This is a genomic window from Pseudomonas sp. BIGb0381, from assembly GCF_024809815.1.
GTDB lineage: Bacteria > Pseudomonadota > Gammaproteobacteria > Pseudomonadales > Pseudomonadaceae > Aquipseudomonas.
In genome coordinates, this window is record NZ_JANUEN010000001.1 from 993,205 (window position 1) to 1,012,614 (window position 19,410).

General features: G+C 60.8%; 15 protein-coding genes. 7 read left to right on the forward strand and 8 right to left on the reverse strand.

All coding sequences use genetic code 11. From position 1 onward, the window contains the following. Positions 1 to 42 precede the first annotated feature (42 nt). From topA to M2397_RS04720, 3 genes are all read left to right on the forward strand, one after another. Complete coding sequence (topA, locus tag M2397_RS04710) at positions 43 to 2,664, forward strand: type I DNA topoisomerase (RefSeq protein ID WP_027604240.1); 2,622 nt, start codon at positions 43 to 45, stop codon at positions 2,662 to 2,664. A 248-nt stretch (positions 2,665 to 2,912) separates the two neighbouring features. Continuing rightward, the gene (locus tag M2397_RS04715; RefSeq protein WP_131698940.1) at positions 2,913 to 3,434 is read left to right on the forward strand and encodes a DUF6586 family protein; all 522 of its coding nucleotides are present in this window, start codon (positions 2,913 to 2,915) and stop codon (positions 3,432 to 3,434) included. 116 nt (positions 3,435 to 3,550) lie between these two features. Continuing rightward, entirely contained in the window at positions 3,551 to 3,784 is a 234-nt protein-coding gene (locus M2397_RS04720; protein WP_010212068.1) for a hypothetical protein, read from the forward strand. 83 nt (positions 3,785 to 3,867) lie between these two features. Here the strand turns inward: M2397_RS04720 and sulA are convergent, their stop codons facing one another. Both sulA and lexA read right to left on the reverse strand, forming a co-directional pair. Further along, complete coding sequence (sulA, locus tag M2397_RS04725) at positions 3,868 to 4,341, reverse strand: SOS-induced cell division inhibitor SulA (protein WP_131698941.1); 474 nt, start codon at positions 4,339 to 4,341, stop codon at positions 3,868 to 3,870. Between the two features lie 10 nt (positions 4,342 to 4,351). Continuing rightward, entirely contained in the window at positions 4,352 to 4,960 is a 609-nt protein-coding gene (lexA, locus tag M2397_RS04730) for a transcriptional repressor LexA (protein WP_003172575.1), read from the reverse strand. 263 nt (positions 4,961 to 5,223) lie between these two features. Here lexA and M2397_RS04735 point away from each other — a divergent pair, with 263 nt between their 5' ends. Together M2397_RS04735 and nagZ are read left to right on the forward strand one after the other, a co-directional pair. Next, positions 5,224 to 5,931 (forward strand): TetR/AcrR family transcriptional regulator, encoded by a 708-nt coding sequence (locus M2397_RS04735; RefSeq protein WP_131698942.1) that lies wholly within the window; start codon positions 5,224 to 5,226, stop codon positions 5,929 to 5,931. Positions 5,932 to 6,067: 136 nt separating this feature from the next. Further along, positions 6,068 to 7,078 carry a beta-N-acetylhexosaminidase gene (gene nagZ, locus M2397_RS04740; protein WP_259242367.1) on the forward strand — a complete coding sequence of 337 codons (1,011 nt, stop codon included), beginning with the start codon at positions 6,068 to 6,070 and terminating at the stop codon, positions 7,076 to 7,078. Positions 7,079 to 7,140: 62 nt separating this feature from the next. On the opposite strand, the gene M2397_RS04745 is transcribed toward nagZ, so the two are convergent. The 3 genes from M2397_RS04745 to mfd are packed head-to-tail and all read right to left on the reverse strand — an operon-like array spanning position 7,141 to position 13,871. Beyond that, entirely contained in the window at positions 7,141 to 9,834 is a 2,694-nt protein-coding gene (locus M2397_RS04745) for a DEAD/DEAH box helicase (protein ID WP_259242368.1), read from the reverse strand. Between the two features lie 9 nt (positions 9,835 to 9,843). Beyond that, positions 9,844 to 10,410 (reverse strand): CsiV family protein, encoded by a 567-nt coding sequence (locus M2397_RS04750; protein WP_145334843.1) that lies wholly within the window; start codon positions 10,408 to 10,410, stop codon positions 9,844 to 9,846. 11 nt (positions 10,411 to 10,421) lie between these two features. Beyond that, positions 10,422 to 13,871: a transcription-repair coupling factor gene (mfd, locus tag M2397_RS04755; protein ID WP_145334841.1), complete on the reverse strand. Its 3,450-nt coding sequence runs from the start codon at positions 13,869 to 13,871 to the stop codon at positions 10,422 to 10,424. Between the two features lie 340 nt (positions 13,872 to 14,211). Here mfd and M2397_RS04760 point away from each other — a divergent pair, with 340 nt between their 5' ends. Then, a complete protein-coding gene (locus M2397_RS04760) occupies positions 14,212 to 15,675 on the forward strand; it encodes a glyceraldehyde-3-phosphate dehydrogenase (RefSeq protein ID WP_131698946.1) in 1,464 nt (487 codons plus the stop codon). A 194-nt stretch (positions 15,676 to 15,869) separates the two neighbouring features. Here M2397_RS04760 and M2397_RS04765 read toward each other — a convergent pair whose 3' ends face one another. Next, positions 15,870 to 16,403, reverse strand: a complete 534-nt coding sequence (locus M2397_RS04765) for a chalcone isomerase family protein (RefSeq protein ID WP_259242369.1) — start codon at positions 16,401 to 16,403, stop codon at positions 15,870 to 15,872. A gap of 214 nt (positions 16,404 to 16,617) precedes the next feature. On the opposite strand from M2397_RS04765, the gene sthA reads away from it, so the two are divergent. Continuing rightward, the gene (sthA, locus tag M2397_RS04770; RefSeq protein ID WP_090407744.1) at positions 16,618 to 18,012 is read left to right on the forward strand and encodes a Si-specific NAD(P)(+) transhydrogenase; all 1,395 of its coding nucleotides are present in this window, start codon (positions 16,618 to 16,620) and stop codon (positions 18,010 to 18,012) included. 42 nt (positions 18,013 to 18,054) lie between these two features. On the opposite strand, the gene M2397_RS04775 is transcribed toward sthA, so the two are convergent. Together M2397_RS04775 and M2397_RS04780 are read right to left on the reverse strand one after the other, a co-directional pair. Next, positions 18,055 to 18,777, reverse strand: a complete 723-nt coding sequence (locus M2397_RS04775; protein ID WP_131698948.1) for a glycerophosphodiester phosphodiesterase — start codon at positions 18,775 to 18,777, stop codon at positions 18,055 to 18,057. Between the two features lie 44 nt (positions 18,778 to 18,821). Continuing rightward, the gene (locus M2397_RS04780) at positions 18,822 to 19,406 is read right to left on the reverse strand and encodes a PilZ domain-containing protein (protein WP_131698949.1); all 585 of its coding nucleotides are present in this window, start codon (positions 19,404 to 19,406) and stop codon (positions 18,822 to 18,824) included. Between the last annotated feature and the right edge of the window lie 4 nt (positions 19,407 to 19,410).

Genomic DNA, 19,410 nt, shown 5'->3' on the forward strand with positions numbered 1-19,410 from the left:
CCAACTGCCTTTCACTTCTCGAATTCAGGAATTTTCCGATCCATGGGCAAATCGCTGGTCATTGTGGAATCCCCGGCTAAGGCCAAGACCATCAACAAGTACTTGGGCAACGAGTACGTGGTGAAGTCGAGTATCGGCCATATCCGAGACCTGCCCACCAGCGGTTCGGCTAGCGCCAGCAAGGAGCCTGCCGCCAAGCGCGGCAAGGCGGCTGCGGGCGAAGGTCCGGTGCTCACGCCTAAAGAGAAAGCGCGCAAGCAGCTGGTCTCGCGGATGGGTGTGGACCCGGATCATGGCTGGAAGGCCAAGTACGAAATCCTTCCGGGCAAGGAAAAGGTCATCGAAGAGCTGCGCCGGCTCGCCAAAGATGCCGACACCATCTATCTCGCAACGGACTTGGACCGCGAAGGGGAAGCCATTGCCTGGCACCTGCGGGAAGCCATCGGCGGTGATGACAGCCGCTACAAGCGTGTGGTGTTCAACGAAATCACCAAGAAAGCCATCCAGGAAGCCTTCTCCAAGCCGGGCGAGCTGGATATCGACCGTGTCAACGCCCAGCAGGCCCGCCGTTTCCTCGACCGCGTCGTGGGTTATATGGTCTCGCCGCTGCTGTGGGCCAAGATCGCCCGTGGCCTCTCCGCCGGCCGTGTGCAATCGGTAGCGGTCAAGCTGGTGGTGGAGCGTGAGCGTGAGATCCGTGCGTTCAACCCCGAGGAATATTGGGAAGTTCACGCCGACCTGGGCACTGCCAAGGGCGCCAACGTGCGCTTCGAAGTGGCCCGTGAGAAAGGCGAGGCGTTCAAGCCGCTTAACGAAGCCCAGGCCATGGCCGCGCTGGAGAAGCTCAAGGCCTCCAGCTATAGCATCGTCAAGCGCGAAGACAAACCGACCAGCAGCAAGCCGTCGGCACCGTTCATCACGTCCACCCTGCAACAGGCCGCGAGCAACCGCCTGGGCTTCGGTGTGAAGAAAACCATGATGATGGCCCAGCGTCTGTACGAAGCCGGCTACATCACTTACATGCGTACCGACTCCACCAACCTGTCGCAAGACGCGGTGGCAATGGCGCGTACCTATATTGAAAGCGAATTCGGCAAGAAGTACCTGCCGGAGAAGCCGAACGTCTACAGCAGCAAAGAAGGCGCCCAGGAGGCTCACGAAGCGATTCGTCCTTCCGATGCCAACACCGAGCCAAGCAAGCTGAGCGGCATGGAACGCGACGCTGAGCGCCTCTACGAGCTGATCTGGCGCCAGTTCCTGGCTTGCCAGATGCTACCGGCGCAATACCTGTCCACCACTGTCAGCGTCGGCGCTGGCGACTTCGAGCTGCGCGCCAAGGGCCGTATCCTCAAGTTCGATGGCTACACCCGCGTGATGCCGCAGATCGCCAAGCCCGGCGACGACGATGTGCTGCCGGACATGGCCCAGGGCGACACGTTGAAGCTGATCAAACTCGACCCGTCCCAGCACTTCACCAAGCCGCCGGCGCGTTATTCGGAAGCCAGCCTGGTGAAAGAGATGGAGAAACGCGGTATCGGTCGTCCTTCGACCTACGCGGCGATTATCTCCACCATTCAGGACCGTGGCTACGTCGCGCTGCACAACCGTCGTTTCTATTCGGAAAAGATGGGCGACATCGTCACCGAACGCTTGTCCGAGAGCTTCTCCAACCTGATGGACTACGGCTTTACCGCCGGTATGGAAGAGAACCTCGATGACGTGGCCCAGGGCGAGCGCGACTGGAAAAACGTGCTCGACGAGTTCTACGGCGACTTCAAGAAAAAACTCGAAGTGGCCGAAAGCCCTGAGAGCGGCATGCGTGCCAACCAGCCGGTGATGACCGACATCCCATGCTTGACCTGCGGTCGCCCGATGCAGATTCGTACTGCGTCCACTGGCGTGTTCCTCGGTTGCTCGGGCTACAGCCTGCCACCGAAAGAGCGCTGCAAGGCGACAGTCAACCTGGTGCCGGGCGATGAAATTGCGGCAGACGACGAGGGTGAGTCCGAGTCGCTGGTACTGCGTGGCAAGCACCGCTGCCCCATCTGCAGCACGGCGATGGACGCCTACCTGCTGGACGAGAAGCACAAGTTGCACATCTGCGGTAACAACCCGGATTGCGACGGCTACGAGATCGAAGAGGGCAGCTACCGCATCAAGGGCTACGAAGGCCCGAGCCTGGAATGCGACAAGTGCGGCAGCGAGATGCAGCTCAAGACCGGCCGCTTCGGCAAGTTCTTCGGTTGCACCAACCCGACCTGCAAGAACACGCGCAAACTGCTGAAAAGCGGTGACGCGGCCCCGCCCAAGATGGACCCGGTGAAGATGCCGGAACTCAAGTGCGAGAAGGTCAACGACACCTACATCCTGCGTGACGGTGCTTCGGGGTTGTTCCTGGCGGCCAGCCAGTTCCCGAAAAACCGCGAGACCCGAGCGCCGTTGGTGCTGGAGATCGTGCCGCACAAGGACGAGATCGATCCGAAGTACCACTTCCTGTGTGAAGCGCCAAAGAAGGACCCGGATGGTCGCCCAGCCGTGATCCGCTATAGCCGCAAGACCAAGGAGCAGTACGTGCAGACCGAAGTGGACGGCAAGCCTACCGGCTGGAAAGCGTTCTACGACGGTGGCAAGTGGAAGGTCGAGGACAAGCGCCAGGGGGCTTGATCCGTCGGATGCGCTGAAGGTCCAGTGTGGGAGGGGGGCTTGCCCCCGATAGCGGTATATCAGTCGACATGTGTATGACTGATGCTCCGCTATCGGGGGCAAGCCCCCTTCCACATTTGGATCTGTCTGGATCTGAAAGTCGAGTTTTGACCCGCATAAGCAGCGGTTTATTGCACTTGCAGTAGGCTCGGCTGATCCGTGACACTGTTCAGCCAGCATCACGCTTATTCGTTGTGGAGATTGCCGTTATGGCCAACGAACTCTATACCCGTACCAACCAGAAAATTTACTTCGCGGGTTTGTCCCTGGAAGCCCTTGGCCGTGCCGAGGAGGGGAAGGAGATGAACGCGATTGCGCTGGTTCAGGCCGGGCGTGAAGCGGCATTGTTCCACTTGTATGGTGCGTTACTGGGCTTGTGCCATGAGATCGCCGGGTTCTACCGCTTGCCTCAGGCCGGTTCGCCCCGTGCGGAAATGATCATGAGCCGTGAAGTGCTGGAAAGCATGGCGATCCCTGAGCTGGCTGAGCTGGTGGAAATGACCCAGAGCCCCGACAGCTGGGTCGCGCGTCTGCTCAAGGCCCATGCGGACATGTTCCAGCCGCCACGCATTCCCCATGTACCTAAGGGCGACGTCACTCAACCGTTGATCGTAGCGGTAGCGCTGGAAGAGGAAGAACCCAAGCCCCTGAGCCGGGAGGAGCTGGAAGGCTGGCGTCAGGAGCTGAAAAAGATGGCGTTGCGCTTTCGTGAAGGTTTGAACGAGTGCTGAACGTTGGTCGGATTCACGGCACCGTTCATCAAGCCGTAAAGAAACCTCTTCAGATCCTCAACGAAGCCGGGAGGATGACTGATATAATCCCGGCCTTTCGTGGAGAACAGACTTTTATGCCGACGTCCTTTCTGGAAATTGTTGAGTTGCCTGACGGCCGAATCGAGCTGCGCCGGGCTGAGGACGAAGGTTCTCTGGTTATTCTGGATTTTTCCGAGGACGCCAAGGTGTTCCTGCAGGGCCAGCACGTGGAAGTGGCAAAAGCCATGTTGAGCGTTGGTGTGCAGATGGCAGGTCGCCTGGCAGAAGGCGAACCGGAGAAAGAAGACGGCCCGCGCGTTCTTCACTGAGTTTGGCAAGTGGGTTCGCTGTTGTGGCAAGCCCGCTCACCACAACAGGCCCCCTCTAAAGGGATAGCCTGCGGCGCACCGAATTACCCCAATCGAATATTCAAGCTCTGCGCATCGCCTGTACGTGCAGCGCTGATCAGCTGTGCCTTGGCAGTGGCATTCAGCGGGTTGAGCCAGCTGACCACGGTGTGGCTACGGCCCAGGCGCAACGCTTCACAGGTCAGTTGCTGAGCGCTTTGCGTGCCACGTGGCTGCAGCAACAGGATGCGCTCGCGGTTAAGGCCTGCGTCCCGCAGCCAAGCCTGGGTCAGGCTGGCGGGCGGGGCGATCAGCGTCAACCAGCGTGCATCCTGTTCTTCGCTCAGGTCGCGAAGGATCGGCGCCAGCAGACTCAGGCAGCTCCCGGCCGCACCGCGCAACGACAGTTCACTGAACGCCTCAGGTTCGGCGCTCCAGGGCGCCTCGACCGTTTCCTTGAGGATGGGCGCAAGGGGTTGGGCCATAAAGGCCTCGAACAGCGACAGTTGTGTGTGTTGGGGTGTGTGCACGAGCTGCATGATGCCTCCTTTAGCGGCGAATGACGCCGACGCTCAGGCCTTCGATCACCAGGTCCTGATCTTTCAGGTTCACTTCAATCGGGGCGAACTCAGGGTTCTCGGCCAGGAGCCAGACCTTGCTGCCTTCGCGCTTGAAGCGTTTGACGGTGACTTCATCGCCGATACGGGCGACGACGATCTGGCCATTACGGGCTTCGCGGGTAGTATGGACGGCCAGCAGGTCGCCATCGAAAATGCCCACGTCCTTCATGCTCATGCCATGTACCCGCAACAGGTAGTCGGCACGCGGATGGAAGAAGGTCGGGTTGATGTTGCAGGATTCCTCGACGTGCTGCTGCGCCAGGATCGGCGCACCGGCGGCTACGCGACCGATGATTGGCAGTGTCGATTCGTCGGCCTTGGCTTCAAAGCCAGGGATACGGATGCCCCGCGAAGCACCCGGGGTCATCTCGATCGCGCCTTTGCGAGCGAGGGCCTTGAGGTGTTCTTCGGCGGCGTTGGGGGACTTGAATCCCAGTTCCAGCGCTATTTCCGCTCGCGTCGGCGGATAGCCGTTGTCATCGAGGCAGCGCTTGATAAAAGCCAGAATCTCAGCTTGGCGTGGCGTCAGTTTTAGCATGTTGATCGCTCTGTCTTTTTATACAGTGACTGGGATTATATACAGTGAACTGCGCTTGGCAATCATCCTTTTCTACGACGCCGCCGGACGGTCATTCGTTAGCTGTCCTACAAGGCAGAGATGGCACTGCCTACAGACCTGGGAGTCTGTGATTAAATAGCGATGAAATAGATGACTGCCCGGCCGGAAAGCGAACTTGCAGGCTTGACAAGACACACCCTGAAACGTATGTTTCAAACAAGTGTTTGTCAGGCGGAGTATCCATGGCCCAGTCGGAAACCGTTGAACGCATTCTCGATGCTGCTGAGCAATTGTTCGCGGAAAAAGGATTTGCTGAAACTTCATTGCGGCTGATCACCAGCAAAGCCGGGGTCAATCTCGCCGCAGTGAACTACCATTTCGGCTCGAAAAAGGCCCTGATCCAGGCGGTGTTCTCGCGCTTCCTGGGGCCGTTCTGTGCGAGCCTCGACCGTGAACTCGAGCGCCGCCAGGCCAAGGCCGACCACAAGCCCACCCTGGAAGACCTGCTGGAAATGCTCGTGGAGCAAGCGCTGGTGGTTCAACCGCGCAGCGGCAACGATCTGTCGATCTTCATGCGTCTGTTGGGCCTGGCATTCAGCCAGAGCCAGGGCCACTTGCGCCGTTACCTGGAAGACATGTACGGCAAGGTCTTCCGCCGATATATGTTGCTGGTGAACGAAGCTGCCCCGCGTATTCCGCCTATCGAATTGTTCTGGCGCGTGCACTTCATGCTCGGTGCGGCCGCATTCAGCATGTCCGGGATCAAGGCGTTGCGTGCGATTGCCGAGACCGATTTCGGCGTGAATACCTCCATTGAGCAGGTCATGCGCCTGATGGTGCCGTTCCTTGCCGCCGGAATGCGTGCTGAAACCGGCGTGACCGACTCGGCCATGGCGGCCGCCCAATTGCGCCCACGCAGCAAATCCGCGCCAGCTCCCGCCAAGGTTTGACCGCTCCGGGTGTGCGCGACCGCTTGCATCCGCTAAGCTAGCCGCCCATGCCGAATTCAGCTATTTACTCGCAACCTGTTGTTCTCACTGCGCCTGGTGAGGGCAGCGGGTTGTGTGCGTTATTTAAGGAAGGTTTATGACTGCTGCCCTGCAAGGTTCTTTGATGGTCGACGTGGCTGGCACTTGGCTGACGGCCGAGGATCGTCACCTGTTGCGCCAGCCTGAAGTCGGTGGCCTGATCATTTTTGCACGCAATATCGAGCATCCACGCCAGGTGCGGGAATTGAGCGCGGCGATTCGTGCGGTGCGCCCGGACCTGCTGCTGGCGGTCGACCAGGAAGGCGGTCGTGTCCAGCGCCTGCGCCAGGGCTTTGTGCGCCTGCCGGCCATGCGCGCGTTGGCGGACAACCCCAACGCCGAGTACCTGGCCGAGCAATGCGGCTGGATTATGGCCACTGAAGTACTGGCGGTCGGCCTGGACCTGAGTTTCGCCCCGGTGCTGGACCTGGACTACCAGCGCAGCGCCGTGGTCGGCACCCGTTCCTTCGAAGGCGATCCCGAGCGCGCCGCCGTGCTGGCCGGTGCCTTTATCCGTGGCATGAACAGCGCCGGCATGGCTGCCACCGGTAAACACTTCCCGGGCCATGGCTGGGCCGAGGCCGATTCCCACGTCGCGATTCCCAATGACGAACGCAGCCTGGAACAGATTCGGGCCAATGACCTGGTGCCTTTCGCACGCCTGAGCAAGCAGTTGGCGGCAGTGATGCCAGCGCATGTTATCTACCCGCAGGTGGATGTGCAGCCCGCCGGCTTCTCACGCCGCTGGTTGCAGGACATCCTGCGCGGCGAGTTGCAGTTCGATGGGGTGATTTTCAGCGATGACCTGTCGATGGCCGGTGCCCATGTGGTCGGCGACGCGGCCAGTCGGATCGAGGCGGCGCTGACTGCCGGTTGCGACGTGGGGCTGGTGTGCAACGACCGTGCGGCGGCTGAACTGGCACTCAGTGCGGCCCAGCGGATGAAGGTTACGCCGTCGGCAAGAATTGCACGTATGCGCGGCCAGGCGATTGCTTCGACGGACTACAAGCAAGATCCACGTTGGTTGACGGCCCTGGCTGCTCTGAGAGCCGCTCAACTCATCGACTGATGCTACGGATTTGCGCGGTGTTGGATAAGACGGTATCTATGGGGGCGCGTCAGGTATGTTTTTCAGCGCTTTTCCTGCTTATTAGGCAGCGGCGCAAACAACGCCTCGATATCGTCGTTGCCCAGTTGCCAATCCCCCGTCGTACGTCCATCCAGCACGCCCGCCGCCAGGTCGGATTTTTCCTTCTGCAAGTGCTGGATTTTCTCCTCCACCGTGCCCCGCGCGATCATCTTGTACACGAACACCGGCTTCTCCTGGCCGATGCGGTACGCACGGTCGGTGGCCTGGTTTTCGGTGGCCGGGTTCCACCAAGGGTCGTAGTGAATCACGGTGTCAGCTTCGGTCAGGTTCAGGCCCACACCGCCTGCCTTCAGGCTGATCAGAAAAATCTGCAACTTGCCGCTCTGGAAATCCTTCACGGGGGTGCGCCGATCGCGGGTCTGGCCCGTCAGCAGGGCGTAGGCGACACCGCGTTTTTTAAGCTCGGCTTCGATCAGGCTCAACATCGAGGTGAACTGGGAAAACAGCAGGATCCGACGACCTTCCTCAAACAGCTCTTCGAGCATTTCCATCAGGCTGTCGAGCTTGCCCGAGGTGCTGCCACGGGCGGGCAGGGTGGCGTCGTTGACCAGGCGCAGGTCGCAGCACACTTGGCGTAGCTTGAGCAGCGCTTCAAGAATGATGATCTGGCTGCGCGCTACGCCTTTGAGGGTGATTTCGTCACGGACCTTCTTATCCATGGCCAGGCGCATGGTCTCGTACACATCGCGCTGGGCTTCATTGAGGTCGACCCAGTGAATGATCTCGGTCTTGGGCGGCAATTCCGTGGCCACCTGTTCCTTGGTACGGCGCAGCAGGAAGGGTTTGATCCGACCATTGAGGTGCTGCAGTCGTACCTCGCTGGCGCGTTTTTCGATGGGAACGCGGTAGTCGCGGTTAAAGCTTTTGACGTCACCCAGCCAGCCCGGCAGCAGGAAGTGGAACAGCGACCATAACTCGCCCAGGTGGTTTTCCAGCGGTGTGCCGCTCAGGCACAGGCGCTGCCGGGCATTCAGCTCGCGCGCGGCTTGGGCAGCCTTGCTGGAAGGGTTCTTGATGTACTGGGCTTCATCGAGGATCAGCACATGCAAGGGCAGGGCGGCCAGGTGCTCAATGTCCTTGGGCAGCAACGCATAAGTGGTCAGCAGCAGATCGTAGTCCTGCAGGCTGGCGAAGTGTTTTTTGCGCGTGGCACCGTACAGCGCCAGTACCTTGAGTTGCGGGGTGAAGTGCGCCGCTTCGTCTAGCCAGTTGGGGATCAGGCTGGTGGGCATCACCACCATGCACGGCCGGTCCAGGCGCCCGGCGATCTTTTCACTGAGGATATGCGCCAAGGTCTGTAGGGTTTTGCCCAGGCCCATGTCATCCGCAAGAATCCCGCCCACCTCCAGTTGGCGCAGCGACTGCATCCAACTCAAGCCTTCCAGTTGATAAGGCCGCAAGGTCGCGTTCAGGCCTTCGGGCGCCACACAGGTGAAGTCCTTGATGTCCCGCAGGCGCTGGGCAAAGTTGCGGATTTTCTCGCCGCCCTCCCATTGCAGGGGCAGGTCTTCCAGCGGGTTGAGGCGAATCGCATCGGCCTTGGCCATGCGCAGCGTGGTGGTGCCGGGCTCCTGCAGGTAGAACTCACCGAGGGTGGCCAGTACCGGCTTCAAGCGGCCGTAGGGCAGAGCTACTTGCAGCGGGCCGTGACCGCCATTGGGTAGGCCGGGGATATTCACCAGGATCAGTTCGTCGTCGCGGCGCCGGGCAACTTTCTCCGGGTTGAGGATCTCGGTGTGGGAGCGCATCAGGTTGAGCAGGATCGGCAGCAGGCTCAGGCGCTCACCGTTGACGATAATCCCCAGCTCCAGGTCGAACCAGTCGCGCTCCGGGCCTTCATCGACGGTGGCGTACCAGTCGTCGACGGCGCTCAGGTCAAAACCGAAGTCTTCATCGATCTGCAGCTCCCAACCTTCTGCTCGCAGGGTCGGCGATGCATTGAGGGTGAAGTTCAGCCAGGCGCTGTCATTGACCATCTCGAACAGTTCGCCGGCGCTTTCCGGCAATGCCTTGCTCTGGCGCGTGGCGATCTTGAAACCGAGCACGCGCAGTTGCTCGCGATAGGGTTGCTCCAGCTCAGGGTGGCGCTTGATGCGCAGGCTCTGGGTTTCCTGGCGCACGATGATGTCGGCGTTCTTTTGCCCGCTGACATAGTTGCCCAAATAGTTGAACGACAGCGCCGCACGATGCTGGATATAGCGCTGCATCTTGCCGTTGCGCGGTTCAAACGCGCTGAACTCGACGCTGGCCAGCCACAGGCGCGGCACGGGCACGACGTCTTCCATCACCACCTGCGGCAACACTACGCGGTTATCCAGCACGGCCTGGAGCTTTTCCAGTAACTCGGCATCCTGGGCGGCTGCCGGGTAGGCCAGGGTTTCCTGGACCTTGAGCAGCACCGCCGCGATGTGTTTGCAGTTGGTGTGCACCGGGCAGGTACAGCGGCTGTCCACCAGGATCAGCGCGCCCTTGGCCGATTCGCGCAATGAGATGGTCTGCCGGTAAACGTTGCCCCCCGAGCCTTCGCAACTGGCGATGATGGTGCTGTCGCCGGACTCGACGATGCGCACACGGTTTTCCAGGGCGTAGCGTCGCCCGCGCTCCAGGCTTTGCTCTTTGAAGCGATTGGCCCACGAAGGGGCCAGGGGTTTGGTCAGCGACGACGTCAGGGGCATGGCGCTGGATCAGTCCTGAATGTCGGGCGGGGGGGCGCTGGGTGGCTTGGCGGTCAGCGACGTGATCTTGATCAACAGTGCCAGGTGGCCGCCGTCCAGGTAGTTGAGCTGGTTGTTCTTGGTGCGCACGTCTTTCTGGCTCAGGTGTTCGCTGGCCACCACGCTGCCGTTGCTGTCGAACGTGTTGAGCCAAAAGTCCGCATCGATATCCGTGAAACGCCCCAGTTGCAGGCTCAACACCCCCTCGATGGGGAACTGGCCGAACTGCTCCTGGCCGTCGGTGATCGCGATTTTGACCGGCTGCTCGCCGAGGTTCTGTTCCCAGGCCTTGTGCGCCAGCACGGTGAAGCTGTTATCGGCGTTGAGTTTGTCGACGATATTGTTCAAGCGCGGCGGGCTCAGTCTGTCGCCCAACCGCTGCGCGCCTTCATCCCAGTTTTCCGGCGCAGCGCGGCTGTTGAGCGCCGGCTCCGCGTTCTGGCGTATCAGGATCATTTCCACCTGGTACGGACTGTCGGCAAATGCCGAAGGCGCGAATACCACCAATAACAGGCTCAGAATGCGGAACAGGCGCATTGGGGCGTCCTTCAAACAGATTTCGGGATGAGGCGCTCGAACAGCGCCTCCAATGTATTAAAGCGTTCTTCGGCACGTTCCATCGGCACCATGAACTTGAACAGCGTAGCCCCTTCGAACTTGTAGCGGTTGGGCTGGCCCTGGATCAACTTGATCAGCACCAGTGGGTCCACCGGTGTCTGCGCTTCGAACTCGATACGCCCGCCCTGGGGCCCGGCGTCGACTTTCTTGATCCCAAGCTGCTCGGCCTGCAATTTGAGCAGGGTCAGGCGCACCAGGTTCTTGGTCGGTTCGGGCAGCAGGCCGAAGCGGTCGATCATCTCCACCTGCAGGTCCTTGAGGCCTTCTTCGTCGGTGGCCGAGGCGATGCGCTTGTACAGGATCAGCCGTGCATGCACATCCGGCAGGTAGTCTTCGGGGATCAACGCCGGCAAGCGCAGGTTGATTTCCGGACCGCCGCCCAGGGGTTGATCGAGGTTCGGCTGCTCGCCCTTGCGGATGGCTTTCACCGCGCGTTCAAGCATCTCCATATACAAGGTGAAGCCGACTGCCTGGATCTGCCCGCTCTGGCCATCGCCCAGCAGTTCGCCTGCGCCGCGGATTTCCAGGTCATTGGTGGCCAGGACAAAACCGGCGCCCAGGTCCTGGGTGTTGGCGATCGCTTCCAGGCGCTTTTCGGCGTCCCCGGTGATCTGTTGGCGGGGCGGCGTCAGCAGGTAGGCATACGCCTGGTGGTGACTGCGCCCAACCCGGCCGCGCAGCTGGTGCAGTTGGGCCAGGCCGAACTTGTCCGCCCGTTCGATGATGATGGTGTTGGCACTCGGCACGTCGATGCCGGTCTCGATGATGGTCGAGGCGATCAGCACGTTGAAGCGCTTGTGGTAGAAGTCGCTCATCACCTGTTCGAGATCGCGTTCGCGCATCTGCCCATGGCCGATGGCGATGCGTGCTTCCGGCACCAGTTCGGCAAGGTCGGCGGCGCATTTCTCGATGGTTTTTACGTCGTTGTGCAGGTAGTACACCTGGCCGCCGCGCAGCAGTTCCCGCAGCAGCGCTTCCTTGACCGTGCTTTTGTTCTGCTCCATGACGAAAGTGCGCACCGACAGGCGCCGTGCCGGTGGCGTGGCGATGATCGACAGGTCGCGCATGCCCGACACGGCCATGTTCAGCGTGCGCGGAATCGGCGTGGCGGTGAGGGTGAGGATGTCGACTTCACTGCGCAGGGCCTTGAGCTGTTCTTTTTGACGCACGCCGAAGCGGTGTTCTTCGTCGATGATCACCAGGCCCAGGTTCTTGATCTTTACATCGTCCGACAGCAGCTTGTGCGTACCGATCACGATGTCGATCTTGCCTTCGGCAAGGTCGGCGACGGCGGCATTCACTTCCTTGGCGGACTTGAAGCGGCTCATCACTTCCACGGTCACCGGCCAGTCGGCGAAGCGGTCGCGGAAGCTGTTGTAGTGTTGCTGGGCGAGCAGGGTGGTCGGCACCAGGATCGCCACTTGCTTGCCGCCGTGTACCGCAATGAAGGCGGCGCGCATGGCCACTTCGGTCTTGCCGAAGCCCACGTCGCCGCAGACCAGGCGGTCCATCGGCTTGGGCGCGAGCATGTCGGCGCGCACCGCTTCGATGGTGGTTTGCTGGTCCGGGGTTTCTTCGAAGGCGAAGCCGGCGCTGAAGGTGGCATAGTCGGCTTTTGGGTCGGCGAAAGCATACCCTTCGCGCGCCGCACGACGGGCATAGATGTCGAGCAGTTCGGCGGCGACATCGCGCACCTGTTCGGCGGCCTTGCGCTTGGCTTTCTGCCAGGTCTCGGAACCCAGGCGGTGCAGCGGCGCCAGGGCGTCGTCGCTGCCGGTGTAGCGGGCGATCAAGTGCAGGTTCGCCACTGGCACGTAGAGCTTGGCGCCCTCGGCGTATTCCATGGTGAGGAATTCGGCGGCCTGGTTGTCGATCTCCAGGGTCTGCAGGCCGAGGTAGCGGCCGACGCCGTGGTCGATATGCACCACCGGCGCGCCTTCGCGCAGTTCCGTGAGGTTTTTGATCACCGCGTCGTTGTTGGCGTCGGCGCGTTTTTCACGGCGACGACGTTGCATCACGCGCTGGCCGAACAGTGGGCTCTCGGCGATCAGGGCCAAGGCCGGGTCATCCAGCAGCAGGCCCTCGTCCAATGGTGCGATGGTGATCGCCAGGCGCTCTTTGCTGGCGACAAAATCCGGCCAGCTGTCGACGGTTTTCGGCCGCAGCTTCAGGCGTTCCAGCAGTTCCAGCAGCACTTCACGGCGCCCGGCGGACTCGGCGGTGAACAGCACGCGGCCGGGGAAGTCGCCGAGGAAGTTCGAGAGTGCTTCCAGTGGTTGCGTGGCTTTGGCCTGGATTGCCAGGTCCGGCAGCGTCGCCGCAGGGAAACGTTCGCGGCCGCTGCCGGCGTCCACATCCTGCTGGCTGGCGACCACGCGCGGCCAGTTTTTCAGGCGGGCGAAGCAGTCTTCCACCGGCAGGAACAGCTCGGCGGGCGGCAATAGAGGACGGGAGGGATCGACGCGGCGCTCTTCATAGCGGTTGCGCACGTCGTTCCAGAAGTTTTCTGCGGCTTGCTCGATGCCCGGCAGCGAGAACACTTGTGTGTCCTGGGGCAGGTAGTCGAACAGGGTCGAGGTTTCGTCGAAGAACAGCGGCAGGTAGTACTCGATGCCCGCCGGGGTAATCCCGCTGCTCAAGTCCTGGAAGATCGGGCAGCGGCGGAAGTCCACATCGAAGCGTTCCCGGAAGCGTGCCTTGAAGCGCGTGACTGCGTCCTTTTGCAGCGGGAATTCCCGTGCCGGCAGCAGCTTGATCGACTCGACCTTGTCGATGGACCGCTGGTTTTCCGGATCGAAGGTGCGCAGGGTCTCGATTTCGTCATCGAACAGGTCGATGCGGTACGGCAACTTGCTGCCCATCGGGAACAGGTCGATCAGCGCGCCGCGCACGGCGAATTCACCGTGCTCATACACCGTGTCGACGCAGCGGTAGCCGCTGGCTTCCAGGCGCGTGCGCATCTGCTCCACGTCGAGCTTCTGGCCGATATCCAGCACCAGGCTGCTGCCCAGCAGGAACTTGGTCGGCGCCAGGCGGTGCAGGGCGGTGGTGATCGGCACCACCAACACGCCGTGGGCCAGTTCCGGCAGGCGGTACAGGCTGGCGATACGCTGGGAGATGATGTCCTGGTGCGGCGAGAACAGGTCGTAGGGCAGGGTTTCCCAGTCTGGAAAATGCAGCACTGGCAAATCGGGGGCGAAGAAGCTCAGCTCCTGCTCCAACCGTTCGGCGCTTTGGCTGTCGGCGGTGAGCAGCAGGGTAAAGCGCTTGGCTGCGCTGGCAGCCTCGGCAATGGCCAGGCTCAGGGCTGCACCGGGCAGGTTGCCCCAGTGCTGTTTACCTGCCGCGGCAGGGAGAAGCGGTAGACGCAGAACGGGCACGGAAGGTTGAGCTCCAAGCGTTGCGACAAAGTCGGTAATTGTAACGGCCCGAGGTGCCGCCTGTCAGTTGCTGACTGAGCCTATTACGGTTTGTAGGAAATGTAGTGGCTAAGACAAACAAAGCGGCCTTTTGACTCATTATGTAGTGCCGTTTTGCACGGATGTTTCGGAGAGTTACGGACAAGTTGGCGGCGCTGCGCCATTGGTGGCCTTCTGAAACCCGCGTGTTTCCTGGCCTCTAGCGGGGTGGTATTTTTTTGCAAGGGCTTTTTGTTGGGGTTGGCGCATTGCTCAACGGGCGGTCGGACGACATAATGTAGCCCCTTTTTTCAGCCCCTACATGTGGAAGGTTCCCGTGACTCAGAAGCCCGACCAGTGTCTTGGTGAATGGATCGACCGTGAAGCACTCGCAGAAGCGATGATCCCGCTTATCGGTCAGCTGTACCGCAATAACAATGTGGTGAGCTCGATCTATGGCCGCAGCCTGATCAACCAATCAGTCATCGCGATTCTCAAGGCGCATCGCTTTGCTCGCCATCGTTCTGCCGACGACAGCGAACTCTCCGTCCACGAAACATTCCCCCTGCTCAAGGCCATGAGCGAGCTCAAGCTCGGCGCGGCTTCGGTAGACCTGGGCAAGCTGGCCTACAAATTCCGCAAGGAAGGCGCCGGCCGTACCGCCGAGCAGTTCGTGCGTGAAGAAATGGCCGATGTGGTTGGCCAGCAAAACGCCGCTGCCCGCAAAGGCACCGACGTTGTCCTGTACGGCTTCGGTCGTATCGGCCGCCTGCTGGCGCGCATCCTGATCGAAAAAACCGGTGGCGGCGACGGCCTGCGCCTGCGTGCCATCGTGGTGCGCAAAGGCGCCGAGAACGACCTGACCAAACGCGCCAGCCTGCTGCGCCGTGATTCGGTACACGGTTCGTTCAACGGCACCATCACCATCGACGAAGAAAACAACACCATCACCGCCAACGGTAACCTGATCCAGGTGATCTACGCGAAGAACCCGACCGAGGTGGATTACACCCAGTACGGCATCAAGGACGCCCTGCTGGTGGACAACACCGGTGTATGGCGTGATGCCGAAGGCCTGGGCCAGCACCTGACGTGCCCGGGTATCGATCGTGTCGTGCTGACCGCGCCTGGCAAAGGCAAGCTCAAGAACATCGTGCACGGTATCAACCACGGCGAAATTACCGCTGACGACAAGATCGTGTCCGCCGCTTCCTGCACCACCAACGCCATCGTGCCGGTGCTCAAGGCTGTGAATGACAAGTTCGGCATCGTTAACGGCCACGTTGAAACCGTTCACTCGTACACCAACGACCAGAACCTGATCGACAACTTCCACAAGGGTGATCGCCGTGGCCGCAGCGCCGCGCTGAACATGGTCATCACCGAGACCGGTGCTGCCACCGCCGCTGCCAAGGCCCTGCCTGAGCTGGCCGGCAAGCTGACCGGTAACGCGATCCGTGTGCCGACGCCGAACGTGTCGATGGCCATTCTCAACCTGAACCTTGAGAAAGCCGCTACCCGTGAAGAGATGAACGAGTACCTGCGCTATATGGCGCTGCACTCCGACCTGCATAAGCAAATCGACTTCGTCAATTCCCAGGAAGTGGTTTCCACCGACTTCGTTGGCTCGCGCCACGCCGGTGTGGTGGACGCGGAAGCGACCATTACCCAGGACAACCGCGTTGTACTGTACGTCTGGTACGACAACGAGTTCGGCTACAGCTGCCAGGTGGTTCGCGTGATGGAAGACATGGCTGGGGTTAACCCGCCAGCGTTTCCGCGCTAAGCATCTGCGTTGAATGAAAAAGCCCCGACTGGTTCGGGGCTTTTTTATGGCAGCAGGTTTTGTGTTGTCGATCAGGGCCTCATCGGGAGCAAGCTCCTTCCCACATTTGAATGTATTCACACGTCGAAAGGTGTGAGGGGCCTGCCCCCGATAGCGGTCGTTCAGTGGATGCATGCCTCACTGGTGGGCCATTTTCATTTCAGCAGTTTGCCGCGCAACTCATCAGACAAACCCTTGGGCGCCAGCCAGATGCCCAGGTAGGCGCTTGCCAGCGCGTCATTGCTGCTGCTGAACACCACCTGCCCATTGATCTCCAAATTCAGGCCACGACCTGGCCGAAAATCCAGGGCATAACGATCCCCGTTACGGATATTGTGAAAGCGCGCATGCAGCTGATCCAACTCGGGCTTCAATCGAGCACTGGTTTGCTGGCGCTCCAACGTCGCCGTGGCGGCCTTGATCACATCCTTGCGGTCGATGTTGCGAAAGTAATACAGCACCAGGCGCAGATCCTTTTGTTGTGCCCAGGCCTGTCTGGCGCTCACATCCGCAGAGGCATACAGTCCGGCGGCGTAAACATCCGCCCAGAGATAGTTGAACACCGCCTGGTTTTTCAGCGTCAGTCCCTCAACCTGCGCCGGGAAGCCCGCTTGCTTGAGTCGCTCCGCTTCATTGGCGTGCGCTGTGATCGACACCATCAGCATCAAACAAAAAAATAGTTGTCGCATAATGGCTCATCCTGAAATCGGCGCTGATTTGCGTCATGTAGTATGGCAAAACTGGCCTACGACGCGACCAAGGGTTAATGTGCGCGGCGTTGAGCCTTATATAGACTGTGCCCCGGCTCACACACTTGAGCCAAATTGTCCTTCATGACCGCTGGCCGCGGCATGATTTAGCCAGGCGCCCAACCGTGCGCCTGGCCTGTTCTGAGGAGTACGCATGGCTGTCTACAACTACGACGTGGTGGTACTGGGTTCCGGCCCGGCTGGAGAAGGTGCGGCGATGAACGCCGCGAAGGCAGGGCGCAAGGTGGCGATGGTCGATAGCCGTCGCCAGGTCGGCGGTAACTGCACCCACCTGGGTACCATCCCGTCCAAGGCTTTGCGTCACTCGGTGCGCCAGATCATGCAGTTCAACACCAACCCGATGTTCCGGGCGATTGGTGAGCCGCGCTGGTTCTCGTTCCCGGACGTGCTGAAAAGCGCCGAGAAGGTCATCTCCAAGCAAGTCGCTTCGCGTACCGGGTACTACGCCCGTAACCGTGTCGACCTGTTCTTCGGCACCGGCAGCTTCGCCGACGAGCAAACCGTCGAAGTGGTGTGCGCCAACGGCGTGGTCGAGACGCTGGTGGCCAAGCACATCATCATCGCCACCGGTTCGCGCCCATATCGCCCGGCGGATATCGATTTCCACCACCCGCGCATCTACGATAGCGACACCATCCTCAGCCTGGGCCATACCCCGCGCAAACTGATCATCTACGGCGCCGGTGTGATCGGCTGTGAATACGCCTCGATCTTCAGCGGCCTGGGTGTACTGGTGGAACTGGTGGACAACCGCGACCAGTTGCTGAGCTTCCTCGACTCGGAAATTTCCCAGGCGTTGAGTTACCACTTCAGCAACAACAACATCACCGTGCGTCACAACGAAGAATACGAGCGGGTCGAAGGCCTGGACAACGGCGTGATCCTGCACCTCAAGTCCGGCAAGAAGATCAAGGCCGACGCCTTGTTGTGGTGCAACGGCCGTACCGGCAACACCGACAAGCTGGGCATGGAAAACATCGGGGTCAAGGTCAACAACCGTGGCCAGATCGAAGTCGACGAGAACTACCGCACCTGCGTGACCAACATCTACGGTGCCGGTGACGTGATCGGCTGGCCAAGCCTGGCCAGTGCGGCGCATGACCAGGGCCGTTCGGCCGCTGGCAGCATCGTCGACAACGGCAGCTGGCGTTATGTGAACGACGTGCCCACCGGGATCTACACGATTCCCGAGATCAGCTCGATCGGCAAGAACGAGCACGAACTGACCAAGGCCAAGGTGCCTTACGAAGTGGGTAAGGCGTTCTTCAAGAGCATGGCGCGTGCGCAGATCGCCGGTGAGCCGCAAGGCATGCTGAAGATTCTGTTCCACCGCGAAACCCTGGAAGTCCTCGGCGTGCATTGCTTCGGCTACCAGGCCTCTGAGATCGTGCACATCGGCCAGGCGATCATGAACCAGCCGGGTGAGCAAAATACCCTCAAGTATTTTGTGAACACCACGTTCAACTACCCGACCATGGCCGAAGCCTATCGGGTAGCGGCCTACGACGGCCTCAACCGGCTTTTTTGAGCGGCTCCGGCCGGTGGCCTGAGCCGGCCGGGGAGACCGATTTCAGTAATTCTCGAGGGTGGCAGTGGCCAAACCGGGAAAGTCTGTAATCAGGCTATCTACGCCGAAGTCGGCGAGCCTGCGCATCAGCGCAGGTTCGTTGACCGTCCACACGGACACGTGCAGGCCCTGGCGCTGGGCTTTTTCCAGACGTTCGGGGGTGCACAACGTCCAGTTCAACGCCAGAATCTCACAACCATAGTTCTGCGCGACCTTCAACGGGTCGAGCCAGGCATATTCGGCGACCAGTCCGCGTGACAGGTCGGGGGTGAGTTCAACCGCTGCTTTCAACACTTCCCGCGAGCTTGAGGTCACGGTGACCTTGTCCATCAGGCCGAAACGCACGGCCATCTCACGGATGGCCAGCACGGTGGTCGCGGCGCGGGTGCGCGAGGCGCTTTTGACTTCCAGTTGCCAGTGATCGAAGTCGCACTGTTCGAACAGCTCTTCCAGGCGCGGAATCGGGCAAGGCTTGACCCAGCCCGGGCCGCCCTTGCGCGCGTCCATCTTGACCAGGTCTGCCGCCGAATACTCGACGACTTTGCCGCGTCGGTCGGCGGTGCGCTTGAGGGTCGGGTCGTGGATGACCATCAGCTCGCCGTCCATGGACAGGTGCAAATCCAGTTCGCAACGGCGTACACCGTGCTTGAGACACTCCTGGAAGCTGGTCAGGGTGTTTTCCGGTGCTTCGCCTTTGGCACCGCGGTGGCCGTAGATCAGGGTCACAGTTGCTCCTTTACGCCAGGTTGTCTGGCGGGGTAAATACGAATTCAGGTGTCCTGGGCGTCGCTCTGTTCCCGCGCCAGGCGCCGTTCCTGCGCCTGTTTCTGCAGGATGTAGCGTGCCAGCAGCTGGCGTTGGGCATCGGTCATGGCTGCGAATTCCGTGCCGATGTCAAAGCCCGTGCCCTTGGGATCGCAATGGGTGACCCGCGCGCGCAGCAGCAGGCCGAGCGCCTGGGGCATCAGCACCAGCTTGACCGCCAGGTTCGCACCCACCGTCAGGGGGGAGGGGTGTTGGAAATCGATGCCGCCCTCGGAAATGATCACCGGCTGCGGGGCGCCGACCTCATCCAGCAGGCCGCGGGCCATGATTTGGCTGAGCAAATCCAGGCGTTTGTTCTGCACGCGGAGAAAGGCGACGAGGGTGCGATCCTTCTCGCTGAGCTGGCGCAGCAGGTGCTGGGCTTCAAATTCGCTCAGGTGCAGTTCACTGAGCAGATTGAACAGCGGTGAATCATCCAGCAACACTTCCTTGCTCGCCGCTTCGGGGGCAGACAGGCTTTTGATTTGGAGTGCGATCATGTCGTCGATACGGTAGTATTCGCGGCGCTCTTCTTCATCTAATGTCGACATGGCG